The sequence below is a fragment of the Serratia sp. N21D137 genome (assembly GCF_047530005.1).
GTDB lineage: Bacteria > Pseudomonadota > Gammaproteobacteria > Enterobacterales > Enterobacteriaceae > Chania > Chania fonticola_B.
In genome coordinates this window covers 1-20,285 of the sequence record NZ_JBLJAJ010000003.1, presented here as the reverse complement: position 1 = coordinate 20,285, position 20,285 = coordinate 1, and the positions used below count along the sequence as shown (strand labels likewise).

The 20,285-nt window shown below is 55.7% G+C and carries 18 protein-coding genes; 11 read left to right on the top strand and 7 right to left on the bottom strand.

What is annotated here, in order from left to right; all coding sequences use genetic code 11:
- Window positions 1-70: 70 nt before the first annotated feature.
- On the bottom strand, window positions 71-961 hold the full coding sequence (nadC, locus tag ACMV5H_RS03340; protein WP_414821460.1) for a carboxylating nicotinate-nucleotide diphosphorylase: 891 nt from the start codon (window positions 959-961) through the stop codon (window positions 71-73).
- Between the two features lie 388 nt (window positions 962-1,349).
- On the opposite strand from nadC, the gene ACMV5H_RS03335 reads away from it, so the two are divergent.
- Entirely contained in the window at window positions 1,350-1,718 is a 369-nt protein-coding gene (locus ACMV5H_RS03335) for a hypothetical protein (RefSeq protein ID WP_121608725.1), read from the top strand.
- Between the two features lie 354 nt (window positions 1,719-2,072).
- A complete protein-coding gene (gene ampE / locus ACMV5H_RS03330; RefSeq protein ID WP_059199766.1) occupies window positions 2,073-2,927 on the top strand; it encodes a beta-lactamase regulator AmpE in 855 nt (284 codons plus the stop codon).
- A gap of 37 nt (window positions 2,928-2,964) precedes the next feature.
- Here ampE and hemL read toward each other — a convergent pair whose 3' ends face one another.
- On the bottom strand, window positions 2,965-4,254 hold the full coding sequence (gene hemL, locus ACMV5H_RS03325; protein ID WP_071682213.1) for a glutamate-1-semialdehyde 2,1-aminomutase: 1,290 nt from the start codon (window positions 4,252-4,254) through the stop codon (window positions 2,965-2,967).
- 177 nt (window positions 4,255-4,431) lie between these two features.
- On the opposite strand from hemL, the gene clcA reads away from it, so the two are divergent.
- On the top strand, window positions 4,432-5,859 hold the full coding sequence (gene clcA, locus ACMV5H_RS03320; protein WP_414821459.1) for a H(+)/Cl(-) exchange transporter ClcA: 1,428 nt from the start codon (window positions 4,432-4,434) through the stop codon (window positions 5,857-5,859).
- A gap of 89 nt (window positions 5,860-5,948) precedes the next feature.
- Window positions 5,949-6,293 (top strand): iron-sulfur cluster insertion protein ErpA, encoded by a 345-nt coding sequence (gene erpA / locus ACMV5H_RS03315; RefSeq protein WP_021179368.1) that lies wholly within the window; start codon window positions 5,949-5,951, stop codon window positions 6,291-6,293.
- A gap of 54 nt (window positions 6,294-6,347) precedes the next feature.
- Here the strand turns inward: erpA and ACMV5H_RS03310 are convergent, their stop codons facing one another.
- The 4 genes from ACMV5H_RS03310 to mtnN all read right to left on the bottom strand — a co-directional run bounded on the left by ACMV5H_RS03310 (window position 6,348) and on the right by mtnN (window position 8,929).
- Window positions 6,348-6,584 carry a hypothetical protein gene (locus ACMV5H_RS03310; protein ID WP_059199768.1) on the bottom strand — a complete coding sequence of 79 codons (237 nt, stop codon included), beginning with the start codon at window positions 6,582-6,584 and terminating at the stop codon, window positions 6,348-6,350.
- Window positions 6,585-6,808: 224 nt separating this feature from the next.
- On the bottom strand, window positions 6,809-7,423 hold the full coding sequence (locus tag ACMV5H_RS03305) for a TRIC cation channel family protein (RefSeq protein WP_059199769.1): 615 nt from the start codon (window positions 7,421-7,423) through the stop codon (window positions 6,809-6,811).
- Window positions 7,420-8,226 (bottom strand): vitamin B12 ABC transporter substrate-binding protein BtuF, encoded by an 807-nt coding sequence (gene btuF / locus ACMV5H_RS03300; RefSeq protein WP_414821458.1) that lies wholly within the window; start codon window positions 8,224-8,226, stop codon window positions 7,420-7,422. Before btuF ends, ACMV5H_RS03305 begins: the two co-directional genes overlap by 4 nt.
- A 1-nt stretch (window position 8,227) precedes the next feature.
- Window positions 8,228-8,929, bottom strand: a complete 702-nt coding sequence (mtnN, locus tag ACMV5H_RS03295; RefSeq protein WP_024483476.1) for a 5'-methylthioadenosine/S-adenosylhomocysteine nucleosidase — start codon at window positions 8,927-8,929, stop codon at window positions 8,228-8,230.
- A gap of 138 nt (window positions 8,930-9,067) precedes the next feature.
- Between mtnN and dgt the strand changes: the two genes are divergently transcribed.
- The 3 genes from dgt to ACMV5H_RS03280 all read left to right on the top strand — a co-directional run bounded on the left by dgt (window position 9,068) and on the right by ACMV5H_RS03280 (window position 13,518).
- Window positions 9,068-10,585: a dGTPase gene (dgt, locus tag ACMV5H_RS03290; RefSeq protein ID WP_414821457.1), complete on the top strand. Its 1,518-nt coding sequence runs from the start codon at window positions 9,068-9,070 to the stop codon at window positions 10,583-10,585.
- 192 nt (window positions 10,586-10,777) lie between these two features.
- Window positions 10,778-12,184, top strand: coding sequence for a serine endoprotease DegP (degP, locus tag ACMV5H_RS03285; protein WP_059199772.1), 1,407 nt, complete (start codon window positions 10,778-10,780; stop codon window positions 12,182-12,184).
- A gap of 179 nt (window positions 12,185-12,363) precedes the next feature.
- Window positions 12,364-13,518: a CdaR family transcriptional regulator gene (locus ACMV5H_RS03280; RefSeq protein ID WP_414821456.1), complete on the top strand. Its 1,155-nt coding sequence runs from the start codon at window positions 12,364-12,366 to the stop codon at window positions 13,516-13,518.
- A gap of 134 nt (window positions 13,519-13,652) precedes the next feature.
- Here ACMV5H_RS03280 and garD read toward each other — a convergent pair whose 3' ends face one another.
- Entirely contained in the window at window positions 13,653-15,224 is a 1,572-nt protein-coding gene (gene garD / locus ACMV5H_RS03275; protein WP_414821455.1) for a galactarate dehydratase, read from the bottom strand.
- Between the two features lie 443 nt (window positions 15,225-15,667).
- Here garD and ACMV5H_RS03270 point away from each other — a divergent pair, with 443 nt between their 5' ends.
- Genes ACMV5H_RS03270 through garR form a run of 4 tightly spaced genes read left to right on the top strand, consistent with a single transcriptional unit; the run spans window position 15,668 to window position 20,096 of the window.
- Window positions 15,668-17,026: an MFS transporter gene (locus ACMV5H_RS03270; RefSeq protein WP_024483471.1), complete on the top strand. Its 1,359-nt coding sequence runs from the start codon at window positions 15,668-15,670 to the stop codon at window positions 17,024-17,026.
- A gap of 48 nt (window positions 17,027-17,074) precedes the next feature.
- Complete coding sequence (gene gudD / locus ACMV5H_RS03265; protein WP_414821454.1) at window positions 17,075-18,406, top strand: glucarate dehydratase; 1,332 nt, start codon at window positions 17,075-17,077, stop codon at window positions 18,404-18,406.
- Window positions 18,407-18,427: 21 nt separating this feature from the next.
- Window positions 18,428-19,201 (top strand): 2-dehydro-3-deoxyglucarate aldolase, encoded by a 774-nt coding sequence (gene garL, locus ACMV5H_RS03260; protein WP_414821453.1) that lies wholly within the window; start codon window positions 18,428-18,430, stop codon window positions 19,199-19,201.
- A gap of 10 nt (window positions 19,202-19,211) precedes the next feature.
- Window positions 19,212-20,096 (top strand): 2-hydroxy-3-oxopropionate reductase, encoded by an 885-nt coding sequence (gene garR, locus ACMV5H_RS03255; RefSeq protein WP_414821452.1) that lies wholly within the window; start codon window positions 19,212-19,214, stop codon window positions 20,094-20,096.
- Window positions 20,097-20,285 lie beyond the last annotated feature (189 nt).

Sequence of the window (20,285 nt, the reverse complement as noted above, 5' to 3'; positions counted from 1 at the left end):
GGGAGATGCAGTGTGAGTGGCTCTCACATAAGGTACAACGCCCCAGGAAGAGGCGTTGCCAATAACAGGCTCAGTTAAAACGCATTGACAGATCGAGCGCGGTAACGTGTTTGGTCAGCGCCCCGACAGAGATATAATCCACCCCGGTTTCGGCAAACTCGCGCAGGGTTTGATCGGTGACGTTGCCGGAAACTTCCAACTGCGTGCGTCCCTGGGCCAGGGCAACGGCATCACGCATCATCTCGACGCTGAAATTATCCAGCATCACAATATCGGCACCGGCATCCAGCGCCTGTTGCAGCTCATCCAACGATTCGACCTCCACTTCTACCGGCACGTCGGCATGCAGCCAGAAGGCTTTCTCTACCGCGTTTTTGATCGAGCCAGAAGCAATGATGTGGTTTTCCTTGATCAGGAAAGCATCCGAGAGGCCGAGACGGTGATTGCTGCCACCGCCGCACAGCACGGCGTATTTCAGCGCGGTGCGTAGGCCAGGCAGTGTCTTGCGGGTGTCCAGCAGCCGGGTTTGTGTGCCTTGCAGCAACGCTACATAGCGGCTTACCGCCGTGGCTACGCCGGAGAGCGTTTGCACAAAGTTCAGCGCGGTGCGTTCGCCTGTCAGCAGTATACGCGCTGGGCCGCTCAGGCGGCATAGCGGCTGGTTGGGCACCAGCTTATCGCCATCTTCCACCAACCACTCGATCTTCACCTGTCCACCCAGTTGGATAAAAACCTCTTCCAACCAGCGGCGGCCACAGAAAACGCCGGGTTCACGGGTGATCACCGTGGCATTGGCCTGCTTATCTGCGGGTAGCAGTTGTGCGGTGATATCGCGCTCGGCATCCACGGTGCCCCCCAGATCTTCGCTCAGCGCCTGGGCGACGGCGGCAGGGACATCATTGGCAATACGTTCGAGAAGCGCGGTACGGCGGCTGTCGGCACTGTAGCGACGGGTCGGCATGGCAAACTCCGGAAATGGGCTATAAGCGGTGAGTGCACATGCTACTCTGTTTTATAGCCCCGTGCCAGTCGCGAGTTCTACATAATATCAATAGGTTAGTGATGTTGTAATCCCCCTCACCCTAACCCTCTCCCACAGGGAGAGGGGACTGAATGTGCCACAATTTTACGTCCACATCTGACCTTAACACATGCCGCGCCCCTACGGCGTGCCACCTTAGCCATGCTGCAAGTTGTTCTACCAACAGCACAACCGCATTGAATATCTCAACCTTCCCTTATTTGACATACTGTTTATCCAGACAGTGTTCTGCTGGGTTAATAAAATTATCAATAGAATTTTGCAATAACTTATAACTTACACCACAGGTGTATTACGAGGATTTACTATGAAAAAGCTACCGTTAAATGTTCTCTATCGACTGTATAAAGCAGAAGTTGGCGATACCATTGATAATACTTATGTTCGTCTAACAGGCGGTTGGATGACCAATGATGATCGTAGTGTCGATGATAATGGGTTGCTCCAGAGAAATACTACCTACCAGTTCGCATTTAAGGATTTATCCGATGGGCAATACTATCAGACAAGTCAAAGTGCCACAGAAGTGATCGTTCCCGATTCCTTCGGTTACTCCGTGGTAAGGTATAAAGAGCCATTCAGTGATCCCTCTAATTACCCTCTTTCCGTGAATACTTTCCAATACTCAGCAATTAGAGTGAGTGTGTCTGAATATACGGAAGCGTTGGAGCCTTAATATTATTGAAGGCCAATGGTGACGAACGTATTTTTTAACCCATAACGTTTTCATCATGGGGTAATCAGGCCTATATTCAGTATTAATAAGATACTGGATATAGGCCATTCACCGCGTTATTTTAGGGCTACCTTTGAGAAACGAAAAAGAGTGTACGTTAAGATATTTTTTGTACTGACTGGCATCCACAGGCCGCGACTGCCGGGGACAGTGCTTGATGTGACAGCGCAGGTAACAAATCCATTTATTATCAACGCATTAAATTCACTTCGCGGAAACATGCTACTCTGCTGCTGGCACTCGTCCCATCGCAAGCATTATGCTGGGGAACAGACAGAAGGAGAGGATTAGCTAATGACGCTGTTTACGCTGTTACTGGTTTTGGCGTGGGAACGCCTTTTTAAACTGGGTGAGCATTGGCAGTTGGATCATCGTTTAGAAGTGGTGTTTCAGCGGCTGCATCGGTTTTCTTTGGCACAAACGTTGGCAATGACCCTGGTCTGGATGTTTATCGTCTGGGGCATTCTGTGGTTGGCCCAGGGCCTGTTCTTCGGCGTTGTGGCGCTACTGCTGTGGATTGTGATGGGTCTGCTGTGCGTTGGGGCCGGGATCACACGCAAACATTATCGGGCCTATTTGCAGGCCGCGCGGCAGGGCGATACCCACGCCAGCGATCAGATGGCGGAAGAGCTGGCGCTGATCCACGGTTTACCGGTGCAGTGCAGCGAGGCAGAGCGCCTGCGTGAACTGCAAAATGCCCTGTTGTGGATTAACTATCGCTACTATTTGGCACCGCTGTTCTGGTTTGCGGTGTGCGGGCCATACGGGCCGCTCGCTCTGGCGGGCTATGCTTTTCTGCGGGCCTACCAAACCTGGCTGGCACGGCATCATACACCGCTGCAACGCTCGCAAACGGGGATCGACTTCCTGCTGCATGTGTTGGACTGGATCCCGGTTCGTCTGGCAGGGGTAGCGTATGCGCTGATTGGACATGGCGAAAGGGCGCTGCCCGCGTGGTTTGCTTCGCTGGGGGATCGTCATACTTCGCAGTATCAGGTATTGACGCGTTTGGCGCAGTTCTCTCTGGCCCGTGAACCGCATATGGACCCGGTTCAGACGCCGCGCGCCGCGGTAACGTTAGCGCGTAAAGTGACCCTGATTGTGGTGGTCGTCGTGGCGATATTGACGATTTACGGTACCTTGCTCTGAAGATAACGGCGGGCGCAGAGTGGCGCCCGCCAGCAGATTACAGCTTGGCGAAGCAGCGGCGCGCGGCATCGACGGTGCGCTGAATATCTTCCTCGCTGTGTGCGACAGACATAAAGCCAGCCTCGAACGCCGACGGGGCCAGATAAACCCCCTCATCCAACATCAGATGGAAGAAGCGCTTGAAGCGCTCGACATCGCAACCCATCACGTCCTGATAGCAGGTGACCGTTGGCGCATCGGTAAAGAACAGCCCGAACATGCCGCCTACATGGTTGACCACGAACGGAATATTCTCTGCCTTGGCCGCCGCCAACAGGCCTTCTGCCAGCTTGTTGGTCAGTTCGGTCAAGGTCTGGTGAATGCCAACCTGGGAAACCTCGGTCAGGCAGGCGAAACCGGCGGCCATGGCAATCGGGTTGCCGGACAGCGTACCAGCCTGATACACCGGCCCGGTAGGTGCCAGAGCGGCCATCACTTCACGGCGGCCACCGAAGGCCCCCACTGGCATGCCACCACCGATAATTTTGCCCAGGCAGGTCAGATCTGGCACCACATCGTAATAAGACTGAGCACCGGCCAGCGCGACGCGGAAACCGGTCATCACTTCGTCAATGATCAACAGCGCACCATACTTGTCACACAGGGCGCGCAGGCCCGGAAGGAAGTCTGGCAGCGGTGGAATGCAGTTCATGTTGCCCGCCACCGGCTCAACGATGATGCAGGCGATCTCTGAAGGGTACTGCTCGAATGCGGTACGCACGGAGTCGAGATCGTTATAGGTACAGGTCAGCGTGTGCTTGGCGAAGTCTGCCGGCACGCCCGGTGAGTTCGGCTGCCCCAGCGTCAGTGCGCCGGAACCGGCTTTCACCAACAGGCAGTCGGCGTGGCCGTGGTAGCAGCCTTCAAACTTGATGATCTTGTCGCGGTTGGTGTAACCCCGAGCCAGACGAATGGCGCTCATGGTGGCTTCGGTACCGGAGTTCACCATACGTACCATATCCATGGTTGGCACCAGATTGGTCACCAACTCGGCCATTTTCACTTCCATCTCGGTAGGTGCGCCGAAGCTCAGGCCGCGCTGTGCCGCCTCGATCACCGCATTGCGGATCGCCGGATGGTTATGGCCCAGCACCATCGGGCCCCAGGAACCGACATAATCGATATAGGCTTTACCATCGGCATCAAACAGATAGGCACCGTCGGCACGTTCGATAAACAGCGGGGTACCGCCTACACCGGTGAATGCACGCACTGGGGAGTTGACTCCGCCTGGGATCAGCTGTTGCGCCTGGGCGTACAGACTTTCGGACTTACTGTGTAAGCTCATAAACCGGCTCCTGGGTTTGCTGTTGAATGATTTGACCGCGCTATTCTAGAGGAGTGTACGCAGTTATGAAACGATCATGGACCGATACCGATTTTGTGGGGGCGGTAGGACAACGACTGAGCTAGAATAGCTTACATCGCTATTAGTCTGATTTTTCAATTCAATAATGAACCCACTATGACTGAATTACAGCAACAGCCTCCTGCGGCTTCAGGCGCGCGCCTGACTCGCAACTATAGAGTCCGTCAGTTTATTCGCCAGGATAAAACGCCGGTTGTCATCCTGATCATGGCGGCGGTGGTAGGGACGTTGGCGGGATTGTTGGGCGTCGCTTTTGATAAAGCGGTGGAGTGGGTACAGCAGCAGCGGCTGTCGGGCCTGGCCTCTGTTGCCAATTCCTCGTTCCTGGTGTGGCCGCTGGCGTTTATATTGTCAGCCATGTTGGCCGCTTTTGGCTTTTATCTGGTCAAACGTTTTGCGCCAGAGGCCGGGGGATCAGGGATCCCAGAGATCGAAGGGGCACTGGAAGAGTTACGCCCGGTGCGCTGGTGGCGGGTGATCCCGGTGAAATTTATCGGTGGTATGGGGACGCTCGGTGCAGGCATGGTACTAGGGCGTGAAGGGCCGACGGTACAGATGGGGGCCAATGCCGGGCGAATGGTGTTGGATATTTTCCGTATGCGCAGTGCGGAAGCGCGCCACTCCATGCTGGCCACCGGTGCTGCAGCGGGTCTCTCCGCCGCGTTCAACGCGCCTCTGGCGGGGATCTTGTTCGTGATCGAAGAGATGCGGCCGCAGTTTCGTTACAACCTGATCTCCATCAAGGCGGTGTTTATCGGCGTGATTATGTCGAGCATTGTCTTTCGCATTTTTAATGGTGAAAGTCCGCTGATCGAGGTGGGTAAACTTGCTTCGGCACCGCTCAATACGCTGTGGTTGTACCTGGTGCTGGGGACGGTGTTTGGCGCCGTGGGGGTGATGTTTAACGCACTGGTGTTTCGTACCCAGGATATGTTTGCCCGTTTTCATGGTGGCAAGATGAGCAAGTTCCTGCTGATTGGTGCTCTGCTAGGGGGCGCTTGTGGCGTGCTTGGGCTGATCGAGCCAGCAGCTGCGGGTGGCGGTTCGGCCTTGATTCCGATCGCGGCGGCGGGTAATTACAGCGTCGGCATGCTGCTGTTTATCTTTATCGCACGGGTGATCACCACGGTGCTCTGCTTCGGTTCAGGCGCACCGGGCGGTATTTTTGCACCGATGCTCGCCCTGGGGACGCTGCTAGGCACCGCTTTTGGTCTTTTTGGCGCTCACCTGTTCCCAGAGTATGGGCTTGAGGCTGGCACCTTTGCTATTGCGGGCATGGGGGCGCTGTTTGCTGCTACCGTGCGTGCCCCGTTAACCGGTATTGTGCTGGTATTGGAAATGACCGATAACTATCAGCTGATTTTGCCGATGATTATTACCTGCCTCGGCGCGACCCTGGTGGCGCAGTTCCTGGGCGGTAAGCCATTGTATTCCGCCATTTTAGCCCGCACCTTACAAAGGCAGCAGCAGGCATTGGCCGAGAAAACAGGTAAAGAAAATACAACAAATGCGGTGAATACTTGAACGCAACACTCAGGTATTAGATAATCAGCACCATTAATCAGGTTACCGTCGTCGTCGCCTGATGTGAAACACTGTTGGGAGTAACGAGTATGAGTGATGAAACAGCACTGCCCCTGCAATTTACCGAGGCAGCAGCAAGCAAGGTGAAATTCCTGATTGCTGACGAAGAGAATCCAAACCTGAAGTTGCGGGTTTACATTACCGGTGGTGGCTGCAGTGGATTCCAGTACGGCTTCACGTTTGATGACAAGATCAACGACGGCGATATGACCATCGAGAAACAGGGCGTTGCGCTGGTGGTTGATCCGATGAGCCTGCAATATCTGGTTGGCGGCGCGGTGGATTACACCGAAGGGTTGGAAGGTTCACGCTTTATCGTGACTAACCCGAATGCCAAAACCACCTGCGGCTGCGGTTCTTCATTCAGTATCTGATCTGCCGCCGTTAAAAAACCCGCCTGCCTGTACGGTGCGCGGGTTTTTTTGTGCCTACCATTCCACGGTGATCAGTTCGCTTTCCCGATCGTCTACTATCCGTTTGCTATGGCTCATCTTCGGCTGTAAGACTGTGCCATTGCCGCATTCTACCTGTGGCGTGTTGCCGGTCGTGGTTACGCTGCAGGTGGGCACAATCGTCAGACTGATACCCATCTTGCCGCTGGTGTTTTCGGCCAGCACGCTGCTGCTCAACAACAGTGTGCTGGCGATCAAAAGATTTTTCTTCATGCTTAAATTCAAAACAATACCTATCCGCAGGCCACAGCAATAGGACCTATCGGCAAAAGTGAACGGAACTTAATGGCGCGGGATAATTTTTAACGAAGAGTTAACTGGATGATTACATTATTCAAGCGCATTTTAATAGCGCAAAATAATAGCACATTGCTTATATAATAGTCGAATATACTAATTAACAGCAAAGCCTCCGCCGAAGCTGGCGGAGGCAAGAGTTACTGTTCGAGGATAAAGGCCGGTAGTTTCAGATGCCAACGAATGGCGGCCAGGCGGATGCCCAGCGTGATGATCATCCCCAACATCATGGCATGCTGTAACGGCATACCAAAGCTGTAGAACGCCGTGACGTGCACCGCTCCGCCAACGATGCAGGCGGTGGCGTAGACCTCGGTTCGCAGGATCATCGGGATCTCACGGGCCAGCACGTCACGGATAATCCCGCCGCCGACGCCGGTGATCACTCCCATGCAGACCGCCACCAGCGGTCCACTGCCTGCGGCGAACGCCTTATTGACGCCGATCCCGACGAACACCGCCAGCCCGATGGCATCCAGCACCGGCAGGATCCATTTCGGCAACCGACGCGGCTGGCGTACCAGCAGCAGCGTCAGCACACAGGTGATCATCGCTACCACCAGATCGGTGGGATCCTTTACCCAGAATACCGGGCCGTTGGCGAGCGCCATATCACGGATCGTCCCGCCGCCGACCGCGGTCACTACCCCCAGTACCAATACACCAAAGGGATCCATCCGTAATTTGCCCGCCAGCAACACGCCGGAAATGGCAAACACCGCCGTACCAAGAATATCCAGCCAAAATACCATCAATGGATCTCCGCCAATTGACCGCACAGTGATTGTGCCGCCAGCATGATGCGTGGCCCGGCACGGTTAAACCAATCTTCCTCAAGGGCAATCACCGGCACGTCCAGCTGTGGGCCCCAGAAGGCTTTCACATTGGCGATCTGCTGGGCATTCCCGCTGATCACTATGGCCTGTGGTTTACGCACCAGCACTTGCTCACGGCTCACCTGCGGCCAAGGCACGGGGCTATCGGCAAAGATATTCTCTGCGCCGCACAAGGACAACACCTGGCTTTGTAACGTGGCCGCCGAACTGGTGAACAGCGGTTGGGTGCCAAACTGCAGCAGCACTGGCCTTGGCGAATTGCCGGCATAGCGCGTTTTCAGCTCCTCTACCTGTTGGCGGAGGCTGGCAGCGGCCTGATGTGCCTGTTCCGGATGAGGGCTGTACTGCGCCAACGCATCCAGCGACTGGGCGATCTCGTCAATATTCTTGGCATCTGCATAAAAAATCGGGATGCCGAAGGAGGCGAGCTGATCCAATACCCGCTGGGGATTACCGCCACGCCAGGCGAGAACCAGATCGGGTTTCAACGCCAGGATCCGTTCCAGGTTGATCCCTTGCCAGGAGGCGACCTGTTCCAACTGTTTGGCGGCAGGGGGATAATCGGAGTAAGCGCTGACGGCCAGCAGGGTATCCCCCATACCGGCCGCGTAGGCAAGCTCCGTGGTGCTCGGTGCCAGGCTGATCACCCGTTGGGCGGCGCTGGCAGGCAGCAGCATCCCCAGGATCAGCCAGCTCAGCAGGGCGCACAGACGCAGCTTCACATTAACCGCGCTTGGCCAGGGCTTGCAGCATGGCATTGACCATCAGCGAGGACTGCTTGGCGGCCACCGCCAGGAACTCGTCGAAGCTCATATGGGATTCACTATCGGCAACGTCGGAAATCGCGCGTACCACCACGAATGGCGTGCCGAACTGATGGCAAACGTGGCCAACGGCGGCGGCTTCCATCTCAACGGCGGCGACGGTTGGGAAGGTGTTGCGGATGCGGGCCAGAGGCTCGGCACCGTTAATAAAGGCGTCACCGCTGCAAATCAGGCCGCGTACCGCGTTCAGGTTAAGCTGTTTGATGCAGTTTTCCGCTAACTCGATCAACGCAGGATCGGCAACGAAAGCTGGCGGGCAACCGGCCATCTGGCCCGGTTCGTAGCCAAAGGCGGTCACGTCTGCGTCGTGATAGCGCACTTCTTCAGACACGACGATATCACCCACGTTCAGCGTAGCGGCCAGGCCACCGGCGGAACCCGTATTGATCACCACATCGGGTTGGCACTGTTCCAGCAGCAGGGTGGTACCCAGGGCCGCTGCCACTTTGCCGATGCCCGATTTGAGCAGGGCGACTTCCACGCCGTTGATTTGGCCGGTATAGATCTCACAACCCGCACGTTGCAGGGTCTGGCGGTTCGCAATTTGCTCGCGCAGCAGGGTAACTTCTTCTTCCATTGCGCCGATGATGCCTACTTTCATAAATAATACTCGCTGATAGGGTATGGAAATTGCGCCATAGTCTATCATGGCTCTGTGAGAGAGATAATCCGCAATACCGTTGCATCCGCCGCCGGGAATTGTTATCACGGAGGGAATGCGCAACGGGAGGAGAAACAGATGTCCGGGATCGACTTTAAGCAGAAGATCAGCTTTCAGCGGCCTTTTAGCAAGCCGATTGAAGCCGAAGAAGAGTACGACATCATTCGCCAGTTCGAGAGCGATCGCGGTCGCATTGTCAATTCTGCGGCGATACGCCGTTTGCAGCAGAAAACGCAGGTGTTTCCGCTGGAGCGTAACGCGGCGGTGCGCAGCCGTCTGACCCACTCGATGGAAGTGCAACAGGTGGGGCGGCATATTGCCAAAGAGATCCTCAACCGCTTCAAACAGGAAAAGCGTATTGATGCGCTTGGCCTGAGCATGCTGCTCGATCCTTTCGAGAGCATTGTCGAAATGGCCTGCCTGATGCACGACATCGGCAATCCGCCGTTTGGCCATTTCGGCGAATCGGCCATCAACGACTGGTTCCGCCAGCGGCTCGATCCCGCCAGCTGTGGCAGTGAGCCGGGTAGCCACGATCGCTGCCAGGTAGAGGTGTTACGCCTGCATGAAGGGGAGAGCGACCTTAACCGGCTGCGCAGCCGTATTCGCCACGATCTCAGCCATTTTGAGGGCAATGCTCAGGCGATCCGCCTGGTCTACACGTTGCTGAAATTGAACCTGACCTATGCGCAGGTTGGCTGCATCCTGAAATATACCCGCCCGGCCTATTGGGCGAGCGATATTCCCGCCAGCCACAGCTATCTGATGAAGAAGCCGGGGTTTTATCTGGCGGAAGAAGCCTTTGTCGATCGTTTGCGGCGTGAATTACATATGGGAGAGTTCGATCGTTTCCCTCTCACCTATATTATGGAAGCCGCCGATGATATTTCTTATTGCGTGGCCGATCTGGAAGACGCGGTAGAAAAGAACATCTTTACCGTGGAGCAGCTGTATCAGCATTTAACCCAGGAATGGGGCGAGATTGCTCCAGGGGATCTGTTTGATAAGACCGTGGCCAGTGCGTTTCGCAAAATAGAGCGCAGCGGGGCGCGTCGCAGTTCAGAAGATCAGTTCTTTATGTATCTGCGGGTATTTACCGTTGTCAAATTGGTTCCCCATGCGGCCCAGCGGTTTATTGATAACCTGGACTCGGTGTATCACGGCCACTTTAACGGAGCCTTGTTGGAGGATGCCAGCCCGGCTTGCCGCCTGCTGGCTATCTTCAAGAACGTTGCGTTCAAACACGTGTTCAACCACCCGGAAGTGGAGCAGTTGGAACTCCAGGGTTACCGGGTGATCAACGGCCTGCTGGACATTTATAGCCCGCTGCTGGCCATGTCGCTGGCCGATTTCAGCCAGCTGGTGCGGGAAGACAGCCACCGGGCGTTCCCGATTGAAACGCGGCTGTTTCACAAGCTTTCGACCAAACATCGCCTGGCCTATGTCGAGGCGGTGGAAGGTTTGCAGCATCTTTCTGCCGAGCAGCAGGCTATTAGGGAATATTATTTCCGGGCGCGGTTGTTACAGGATTATATCAGCGGCATGACCGACCTTTATGCCTATGATGAATATCGTCGTTTAATGGCGGCGGAATAAAATCATGAGATAATTCTCGCTTATTTTAGCGAGATAACTCTCAAGCTGGAACATTATTTCGAGTTTTGTAAAGACCGACAATATTTGTTTACTATTAGCCCGCCGCACCAGGGGAACTTCAGCTTATCAGCAGGCTCTTACTAAGCACCAAGACCCGGTATTCCTTTTGAACGACTTTTAAGAGACACACAGATGAAAAAAACAGCACTGGTTTTAAGCGCCCTGGCTTTGAGTATTGGTTTGGCAATGGGTCCGGTAACTACCGCCAACGCCGCAGAAACGGCTTCTGCCTCCACTAGCGCCCAACCGATGCCAAGCCTGGCACCGATGTTGGAAAAAGTGATGCCTTCAGTGGTAAGCATTAACGTGGAAGGAAGTGCCGCGGTGAATGCGAAAACGGTACAGCAAATGTCGCCGTTCTGCCAGGATGGTTCACCCTTCCAAGGTTCCCCAATGTGCCAAGGTGGCGCACCGGGTGGGCCAACTACCCAGGAAGCCTTTAAGGCCCTGGGTTCAGGCGTCATCATCAACGCGGACAAAGGCTATGTGGTCACCAACAACCACGTGGTAGACAATGCCAGCAAGATCACGGTGCAATTGAGCGATGGCCGTCGCTTTGAAGCCAAGGTGATCGGCAAGGATCCGCGTTCTGATATCGCGTTGATCCAGCTGAAAGATGCCAAAAATCTGTCAGCGATCAAAATGGCCGATTCCGAGCAGCTGCGCGTGGGTGATTACACCGTGGCGATCGGTAACCCGTATGGCCTGGGTGAAACCGTGACCTCCGGGATCGTTTCTGCCTTGGGGCGTAGCGGCTTGAACATTGAAAACTACGAAAACTTTATCCAGACCGATGCGGCGATCAACCGGGGTAACTCCGGCGGTGCGTTGGTTAACCTGAACGGTGAGCTGGTTGGCATTAACACTGCGATCCTGGCGCCGGACGGCGGCAACATCGGTATCGGCTTCGCTATTCCAAGCAACATGGTGAAAAACCTGACCTCGCAAATGGTGGAATATGGCCAGGTTAAACGCGGTGAGCTGGGCATCATGGGTACCGAGCTGAACTCCGAGCTGGCGCAAGCGATGAAAGTGGACGCCCAGCGTGGCGCATTCGTCAGCCAGGTTGTGCCGAAATCCTCCGCTGCCAAGGCCGGTATCAAGGCCGGTGACGTGATTGTCACCCTGAACGGTAAAGCCATCTCCAGCTTTGCGTCGTTCCGTGCTGAAATCGGCAGCTTGCCGGTGGGCACCAAGATGGCGCTGGGTATTATCCGCGACGGCAAGCCGGTGACCATTGACGTAACGCTTGAGCAAAGCAGCCAGGAGCAGGTTGATTCCAGCAATATTTACACCGGCATTGAAGGTGCAGAACTGAGCAACAGCACCGACAAAGTGAAAGGTGTGAAGATTGAGAAGGTGAAACCTGGCAGTGCCGCTGCGCGCATCGGGCTGAAAAAAGGCGACGTGATCATGGGTGTGAACCAGCAGCCGATCACTAACCTGGGCGAACTGCGTAAGGTGCTCGACAGCAAGCCTGCGGTGTTGGCGTTGAACATCCAACGTGGCGACTCGACGCTGTATCTGCTGATGCAGTAATGTTGTCACGTTGTTCTACAGAGGCACGCTTCGGCGTGCCTTTTTTTATGGCTAAAAACTGTGAGTTTGAGCACAAACTCACGCCCGGCCAAAACGCATTTGGGCATCTGCACAATGTGCCAGTAGAGGCGCGTCGGTATGCTGAACGTTGGTTTATCATCCGACGGGGATAAGACGCAATGGCGGAGTATCATCTTGATGCCAAGCTAGCCAGGGAAATTGTCGCTCGCACCATGAAAATTATTGATAGCAATATCAACGTGATGGACAACCGGGGCCGGATTATTGGCAGTGGCGATCCTGAGCGGCTGGGGGAACTGCATGAAGGGGCATTGCTGGTGCTGTCTCAGGCCAGGGTGGTCGCTATAGACGATGCCGTTGCCCGTCATTTGCACGGCGTTCGGCCCGGTATTAATCTGCCGTTGCACGTTGACGGGAATATCGTTGGGGTCATCGGCCTGACCGGCGATCCGGTGCAACTGCGGCAGTACGGTGAACTGGTCTGCATGACCGCTGAAATGATGCTGGAGCAGGCGCGATTGTTGAGTTTGTTGGCGCAGGACAGCCGCTTTCGTGAAGAGTTCGTGTTGAACCTGATCCGTACGGAGGATCTGTCACCGGCCTTGATGGAATGGGCGCACCGCCTGGGGATAGATCCCAACCAGCCCCGCGTCGCGGCGGTAGTGGAGGTGGATAGCGGCCAGTTGGGAGTCGACAGCGCCATGGCCGAGTTGCAGCAGTTACAGGACCTGCTGACGCTGCCGGAACGTGACAACCTGATCGCCATTGTTTCTCTCAGTGAAATGGTGGTACTTAAACCGGCGCTGAATCACCATGGGCGTTGGGATGCCGAGGCCCATCGGCGGAGAGTGGAGAATCTGCTGGTGCGGATCAATGAAAGCAGCCGTTTACGAGTGCGTATTGCGCTCGGCAACTATTTCGTTGGCCCAGGCAGCCTGGTGCGTTCCTATCGCACTGCGCGCACCACCATGGCCGTTGGCAAGCAGCGCATGCCTGAGCGATGGGCCTATTATTATCAGGATCTGATGCTGCCGGTATTGCTGGGCAGCCTGCGTAGCGGTTGGCAGGCGGATGAGCTGGCTCGGCCTTTGGAGCGTTTGAAGGCCATGGACGGAAATGGGTTGTTGCTGCGTACCTTAAACGCCTGGTTTCTGAATAATGTGCAACCCACCGCGACCGCCAAGGCACTCTATATTCATCGCAATACGCTGGAGTATCGTCTCAATCGCATATCCGAACTCACCGGGTTGAACCTGGCCAATTTCGATGCACGCCTGTTGCTGTATGTGGGGTTACAGCTTGATGAAGACTAGGCTAGCTGTACGCCAGCCTCAAGCTTCAGTGTCGCGATATTTAAACCCCCAGCTAATACGGAGTCGGGAGGCTAAATAGTTGCACGTTCGGTTCCCTCTCCTTGGGGAGAGGGTTAGGGTGAGGGGCGTTGCACTTAAGTAACCGGTGCCGGGTTAAATACCGCCAACGCGTTGAACAAACCCCATTGATCTGACCAGGTTTGTTTGCGGCCGCTGGCGATATCCAGGATCAGTTCAAACAGTTGCCAGCCCACCTGCTCAATGGTTGCCTCCCCGGTGGTGATAGTTCCGGCGTTGATATCGATCAGGTCGTGCCAGCGTTCGGCCAGCGCGCTGCGCGTTGCCATTTTGATCACCGGCACGGCAGTCAGGCCGTAAGGGGTTCCCCGGCCGGTAGTGAACACTTGCACCGTAATGCCGGAAGCCAACTGCTGCGTGCCGCAAACAAAGTCGCTGGCGGGAGTGGCAGCATAAATCAGCCCACGTTTGCTGGGGCGTTGGCCGGGGAAGAGCACTTCGACAATCGCGCTACTGCCAGATTTGGCAATCGAGCCTAATGCCTTTTCCACCACGTTGGCCAAACCGCCTTTCTTGTTGCCGGGTGAAGGGTTGGCGCTGCGATCGGTTTGCCCTTGGTTGAGGTAATCGTCATACCAGGCCATCTCCTCCAGTAAGCGCTTGCCAACTTGTTGATCGGCAACCCGTGGGGTTAACAGGTGGATGGCATCACGCACTTCGGTGACTTCGGAGAACATCACGGTTGCCCCGCAACGTACCAGCAGGTCGGAAGCAAAACCTACCGCCGGGTTGGCCGTCACCCCGGAAAAGGCATCGCTACCGCCACATTGCATCCCCACCACCAGCTCTGAGGCCGGCACGGTTTCCCGCTGGCGACGGTTCAGGCGTTGCAGGTGCTGCTCTGCCACGGCCAGAATATCGGCCACCATGGCCTGAAACCCAACGTGTTTCTCATCTTGCAGGCGCACAATCCGGCTTTCATCCACGGAGATGGGGTGTACATCTGGGGTTCCCTGCAGCAGGCGTTCCGGCTGCAACTTCTCGCAGCCTAGCCCCACCACCATCACTTCGCCGCCAAAGTTCGGGTTGAGCGCCAGATTATGTAAGGTGCGGATAGGGACCACCGCTGCGGGAGCGTTGATGGCGACGCCACAGCCATAGAGATGATTCAGACCCACCACGCCGTCAACGTTGGGGTATTTCGCCAGCAGGTCGCGCTCAATGATTTTCACCACATAATCCACCACACCGGCCACGCAGTGCACGCTGGTGGTGATCGCCAACAGGTTCTTGCTGCCAACGCTGCCGTCGGCATTACGGTAGCCTTCAAAGGTATAACCTTCCAGAGGCGGTAATGCCTGGGGCACATTGTTGGCTAGTGGCAAGCTGGCCAACTCGGGGGCCGGGGGAAGCAATACCAGCGATTCATCAATCCAACTGCCACGGCGAATATCCCGTGCGGCAAAGCCAATCACTTCGCCATAGCGCAAAATAGTGCCGTCTTGAGGAATATCTTGCAGCGCAACTTTATGCCCTTGGGGAATATGCTCCAATAATGTCAGACCGCAAGGGAAGCTTGCCCCTTTAGGCAATCCATAGTCATTAACCACAATGGCGACGTTATCTTGCCGATGAACCTGAATATAGCGCGGTAATGCTTTAATACTGCCAACTGCATATTCGGACATAGTGAAACCTCACGTACTCTGATTTATGTACGCCGTGGGTAATAATCGAAAAACTGGCTCAGCAAAAAGCATAACATTCGCAATGGTGTCGGGCATTATGCAAATGACCTAGATTTGGCGTTTCCCGGGAGTCAATCTTTGGCATTGTGCTAATCCGCTGTGAGATAGCTCACGCAACTGGGGGATCCGTGAGCCAGCCCGCGCCCGATTGGGCATACGCCATAAACAAGCCGCCATATTAGCCCTGTTATTGGGTTATTTGCCCGATGAGTCGCGGCAGCCGGTTCCCTATACTTTTCTCCACCAAGCGTTAATGCGTTTAAAAATTGCCGATGCCGTATTAATCGAACTGCTCAAAAAAGGCTGCAATTTAATTTAAACCTTTCGTTCTGAGCTATTTTTAGCGGTTTTTCAGGATGAATATAGTAATGCAGGAGAGCACCATGTCTACTATCAGCGCTGCCAACAGTGCCATCAAGCGAACCAATAAGCGTTACTGGATCGTGGTAATGCTGTTTATCGTCACCTCATTTAACTATGGCGATCGTGCCACGCTTTCTATTGCCGGTACCGCAATGGCTCAGGATATTGGCCTCGATCCGGTTGGAATGGGTTATATCTTTTCGGCGTTTTCCTGGGCCTATGTGATTGGTCAGATCCCCGGTGGCTGGTTACTGGATCGTTTCGGCTCCAAACGGGTCTACTTCTGGAGCATCTTCATCTGGTCGCTGTTTACCTTGCTGCAAGGCTTCGTGGATATCTTCAGCGGTTTTGGCATCGTGATAGCGCTGTTTGCGCTGCGTTTCCTGGTCGGCCTGGCAGAAGCACCGTCATTCCCCGGCAACAGCCGGATTGTCGCCGCCTGGTTCCCTGCCCATGAACGTGGCACGGCGGTATCGATCTTCAACTCGGCCCAATACTTTGCCACGGTGATCTTCGCACCGATCATGGGCTGGCTGACGCATGCCGTTGGCTGGTCGCACGTGTTCTTCTTTATGGGCGGGCTGGGCATCATCCTGAGCTTTGTCTGGCTTAAGGTGCTGCACAATCCCAAAGATCACCCCAGCATCAACCAGGCGGAACTGGACTATATCGAAGCCGGCGGTGCCTTGATCAATATGGATCAGAAACAGGCCACGCAGGTGAAGGTCAAAGGCGAGAAGTGGTTCCAGATCAAGCAGCTGCTGCAATCACGCATGATGATTGGCGTCTATATCGGCCAGTACTGCATCAACGCGCTGACCTATTTCTTTATCACCTGGTTCCCGGTGTATCTGGTGCAGGCGCGGGGGATGTCGATCCTCAAGGCCGGCTTTGTCGCCTCGGTTCCTGCCATTTGTGGTTTTGTCGGTGGGGTGCTCGGCGGTGTGATTTCCGACTACCTGATGCGCCGTACCCAGTCGCTGACCTTCGCCCGTAAAACGCCGATCGTGCTGGGCATGCTGTTGTCGATGTCGATGATCTTCTGCAACTACGTTGAAACCGAATGGATGGTGGTGGGCATCATGGCCGCCGCGTTCTTCGGTAAGGGGCTGGGCGCGCTGGGGTGGGCAGTGATGGCAGATACCGCCCCCAAAGAGATCAGCGGCCTGAGCGGTGGCCTGTTCAATATGTTCGGCAATATCTCCGGCATCGTCACGCCGATCGCCATCGGCTACATCATTGGTACCACCGGATCGTTTAACGGCGCGCTGGTCTACGTCGGGATCCATGCGCTGTTGGCGGTGGCCAGCTACCTGTTCATCGTGGGAGATATCAAGCGTATCGAACTGAAACCCATGGCTAAGGCCAGCAGGCAATGACACGGCGGCGAGTTTGGCAACTGAACCCACAATTTTGAGGACATCTCTATGACAACAGCACCAAAAATTACTGCCATGCAGGTTGTACCGGTGGCCGGTTACGACAGCATGCTGCTCAATCTCAGCGGCGCTCACGCCCCATTCTTCACCCGTAATATCTTGATCTTGCAGGATAACGCCGGTAATACCGGGCTAGGGGAGATCCCTGGAGGGGAGAAAATTCGCCAAACCCTGGAAGAGGCCCAGTCCCTGGTGGTCGGCAAAACCCTGGGGGAATACAAGAACGTGATGAACCGGGTGCGCGAACGCTTTGCCGATCGGGATGCCAGCGGGCGTGGCCTACAGACTTTCGATTTACGTACCACCATCCACGTGGTGACCGGCATTGAAGCAGCGATGCTGGACCTGTTGGGGCAGTTCCTTGATGTGCCGGTAGCGGCCCTGTTAGGGGATGGGCAGCAGCGTGACTCGGTGGAAATGCTCGGTTATCTGTTTTATGTCGGCGATCGCAACAAAACGCCGCTGCCTTACCAGAGCCAGCCGGATGAGGCCTGCGACTGGTATCGCCTGCGTCATGAACAAGCGCTGACGCCGCAAAGCATTGTGCGCCTGGCGGAAGCGGCTTTTGATAAGTATGGCTTCAACGATTTCAAGCTAAAGGGTGGCGTATTGGCGGGCAGTGAAGAGGCTGAGGCCGTCACGGCGTTGGCGCAGCGCTTCCCTCAGGCGCGCATCACGCTCGATCCCAACGGGGCCTGGTCGCTGAAAGAAGCGATCGCACTCGGCAAACAGCTGCGTAACGTGTTGGCCTATGCCGAAGATCCTTGCGGGGCAGAGCAGGGCATCTCCGGGCGGGAAGTGATGGCGGAGTTCCGCCGTGCCACTGGCCTGCCTACCGCGACCAACATGATCGCCACGGACTGGCGGCAGATGGGGCATACGCTGCAGTTGCAGTCGGTGGATATTCCATTGGCGGATCCTCATTTCTGGACCATGCAGGGATCGGTGCGCGTTGCGCAGATGTGCCATGAGTTCGGCCTGACCTGGGGCTCACACTCCAATAACCATTTCGATATCTCGTTGGCGATGTTCACCCATGTGGCCGCGGCGGCACCGGGCAACATTGCGGCGATCGACACCCATTGGATCTGGCAGGAGGGCAACCAGCGGCTGACGCGGGAACCGCTGCAGATTGTCGGTGGCCGCGTACAGGTTCCACAACGGCCAGGATTGGGGATCGAGCTGGATCGGGATCGTTTAATGCAGGGCAATGAGCTTTACCAGAAACACGGGCTTGGGGCACGCGACGATGCGCAGGGTATGCAGTACCTGATCCCTGGCTGGATCTTTGATAACAAACGCCCGTGCCTGGTGCGTTAATCCGTCTACAGAGGAAATTTCATGAAGAGCTGCCATAACCCTTTTCGTCAATCGTTGCTCGCGGGCGAAACCCTGATCGGCTGCTGGTCTGCGCTTGCCAACCCGATCTCCACCGAAGTCTTGGGGCTGGCCGGTTTCGACTGGCTGGTGCTGGATGGCGAGCATGCGCCGAATGACATTGGCACTTTCGTGCCGCAACTGATGGCGCTCAAGGGCAGCCCTAGCGCCGCGGTGGTACGGCCGCCCTGCAACGAACCGGTGATTATCAAACGCCTGCTGGATATCGGTTTCTACAACTTTTTGATCCCGTTTGTGGAAAGTGCTGAGCAGGCAGAGTTGGCGGTAGCGTCGACGCGTTATCCCCCTGCGGGGATCCGTGGGGTCTCGGTGTCACACCGTAGCAACGGTTACGGCACCGTGCTGGACTATTTCGCCCAGATTAACCAGCAGATAGCGGTGCTGGTGCAGATCGAAAGCCAGCAGGGGGTCGATAACCTGGACGCGATAGCTGGCGTAGAGGGCGTGGACGGCATCTTTGTCGGGCCGGGGGATCTTTCCGCCGCTTTGGGGTATCTCGGCCAGCCAAATCACCCGGAGGTGCAGGCGGTGATCCGTCATATTTTTGAGCGAGCCAGCGCGCACGGAAAAGCCAGCGGCATCTTGGCACCGGCTGACGCTGATGCCCGCCGTTATCTGGAATGGGGAGCCAGATTCGTGGCCGTCGGCAGCGATCTTGGCGTATTCCGCACGGCCACGCAGGCCTTGTGCGATCGGTTTAAACAGGCTGTTGAATAAGGGGAACGGGATGAAAATTGGATTTATTGGCTTGGGCATTATGGGGAAACCCATGAGCAAAAACCTGCTGCAGGCGGGTTATTCGTTGGTGGTAATGGACCGCAATGCCGAAGCGGTGGCTGAACTGGCTGCGCTGGGTGCCGATGTTGCCGCCACGCCAAAGGCGGTGGCCGCATTGAGCGATATCGTGATCACCATGTTGCCTAACTCACCGCAGGTGCGGGAAGTGGCATTGGGAGAAAATGGCCTGATTGAGGGAGCCAAAGCGGGGACTGTGCTGATAGACATGAGTTCTATTGCTCCACTGGCAAGCCGTGAAATCAGCGAAGCCCTGGCTGCCAAACAGATCGCCATGCTTGATGCGCCGGTGAGCGGCGGTGAGCCTAAAGCGATAGATGCCACATTGTCGGTGATGGTGGGCGGCGATAAAGAGGTGTTTGATCGCTGTTTTGACGTGATGAAATCCATGGCCGGTTCGGTGGTGCACACTGGCGATATTGGCGCTGGCAACGTCACCAAACTGGCGAATCAGGTGATCGTGGCGCTGAATATTGCGGCCATGTCCGAAGCGCTGGTGTTGGCCACCAAGGCCGGGGTCAACCCAGACCTGGTATTCCAGGCGATCCGTGGTGGGCTGGCGGGCAGCACGGTGTTGGAAGCCAAGGCACCGATGGTGATGGATCGCAATTTCAAACCGGGTTTCCGCATTGACTTGCACATCAAGGATCTGGCCAACGCGCTGGATACCTCCCATGGCGTGGGGGTGCAGCTACCGTTGACCGCTGCGGTGATGGAAATGATGCAGGCGCTGCGCGCAGATGGTCTGGGCAATGCCGATCACAGCGCACTGGCGTGTTATTACGAAAAGTTGGCCAAGGCAGAGGTTACCCGATAGGGGCAGCGGAGTACTGGTTAGTTAAGGTGACGTCCCTCACCTCAACCCTCTCACTGTGGGAGTGTACAGACCGGGGACATCATGAACACTTGTTCGGGGACATGGTAGACACTTACAACATAGGTATGAGTACTTCTGAGTGGAGTTGCTTATGCCGTGGGATGAGAGATCTGCCATGTCATTACGTAC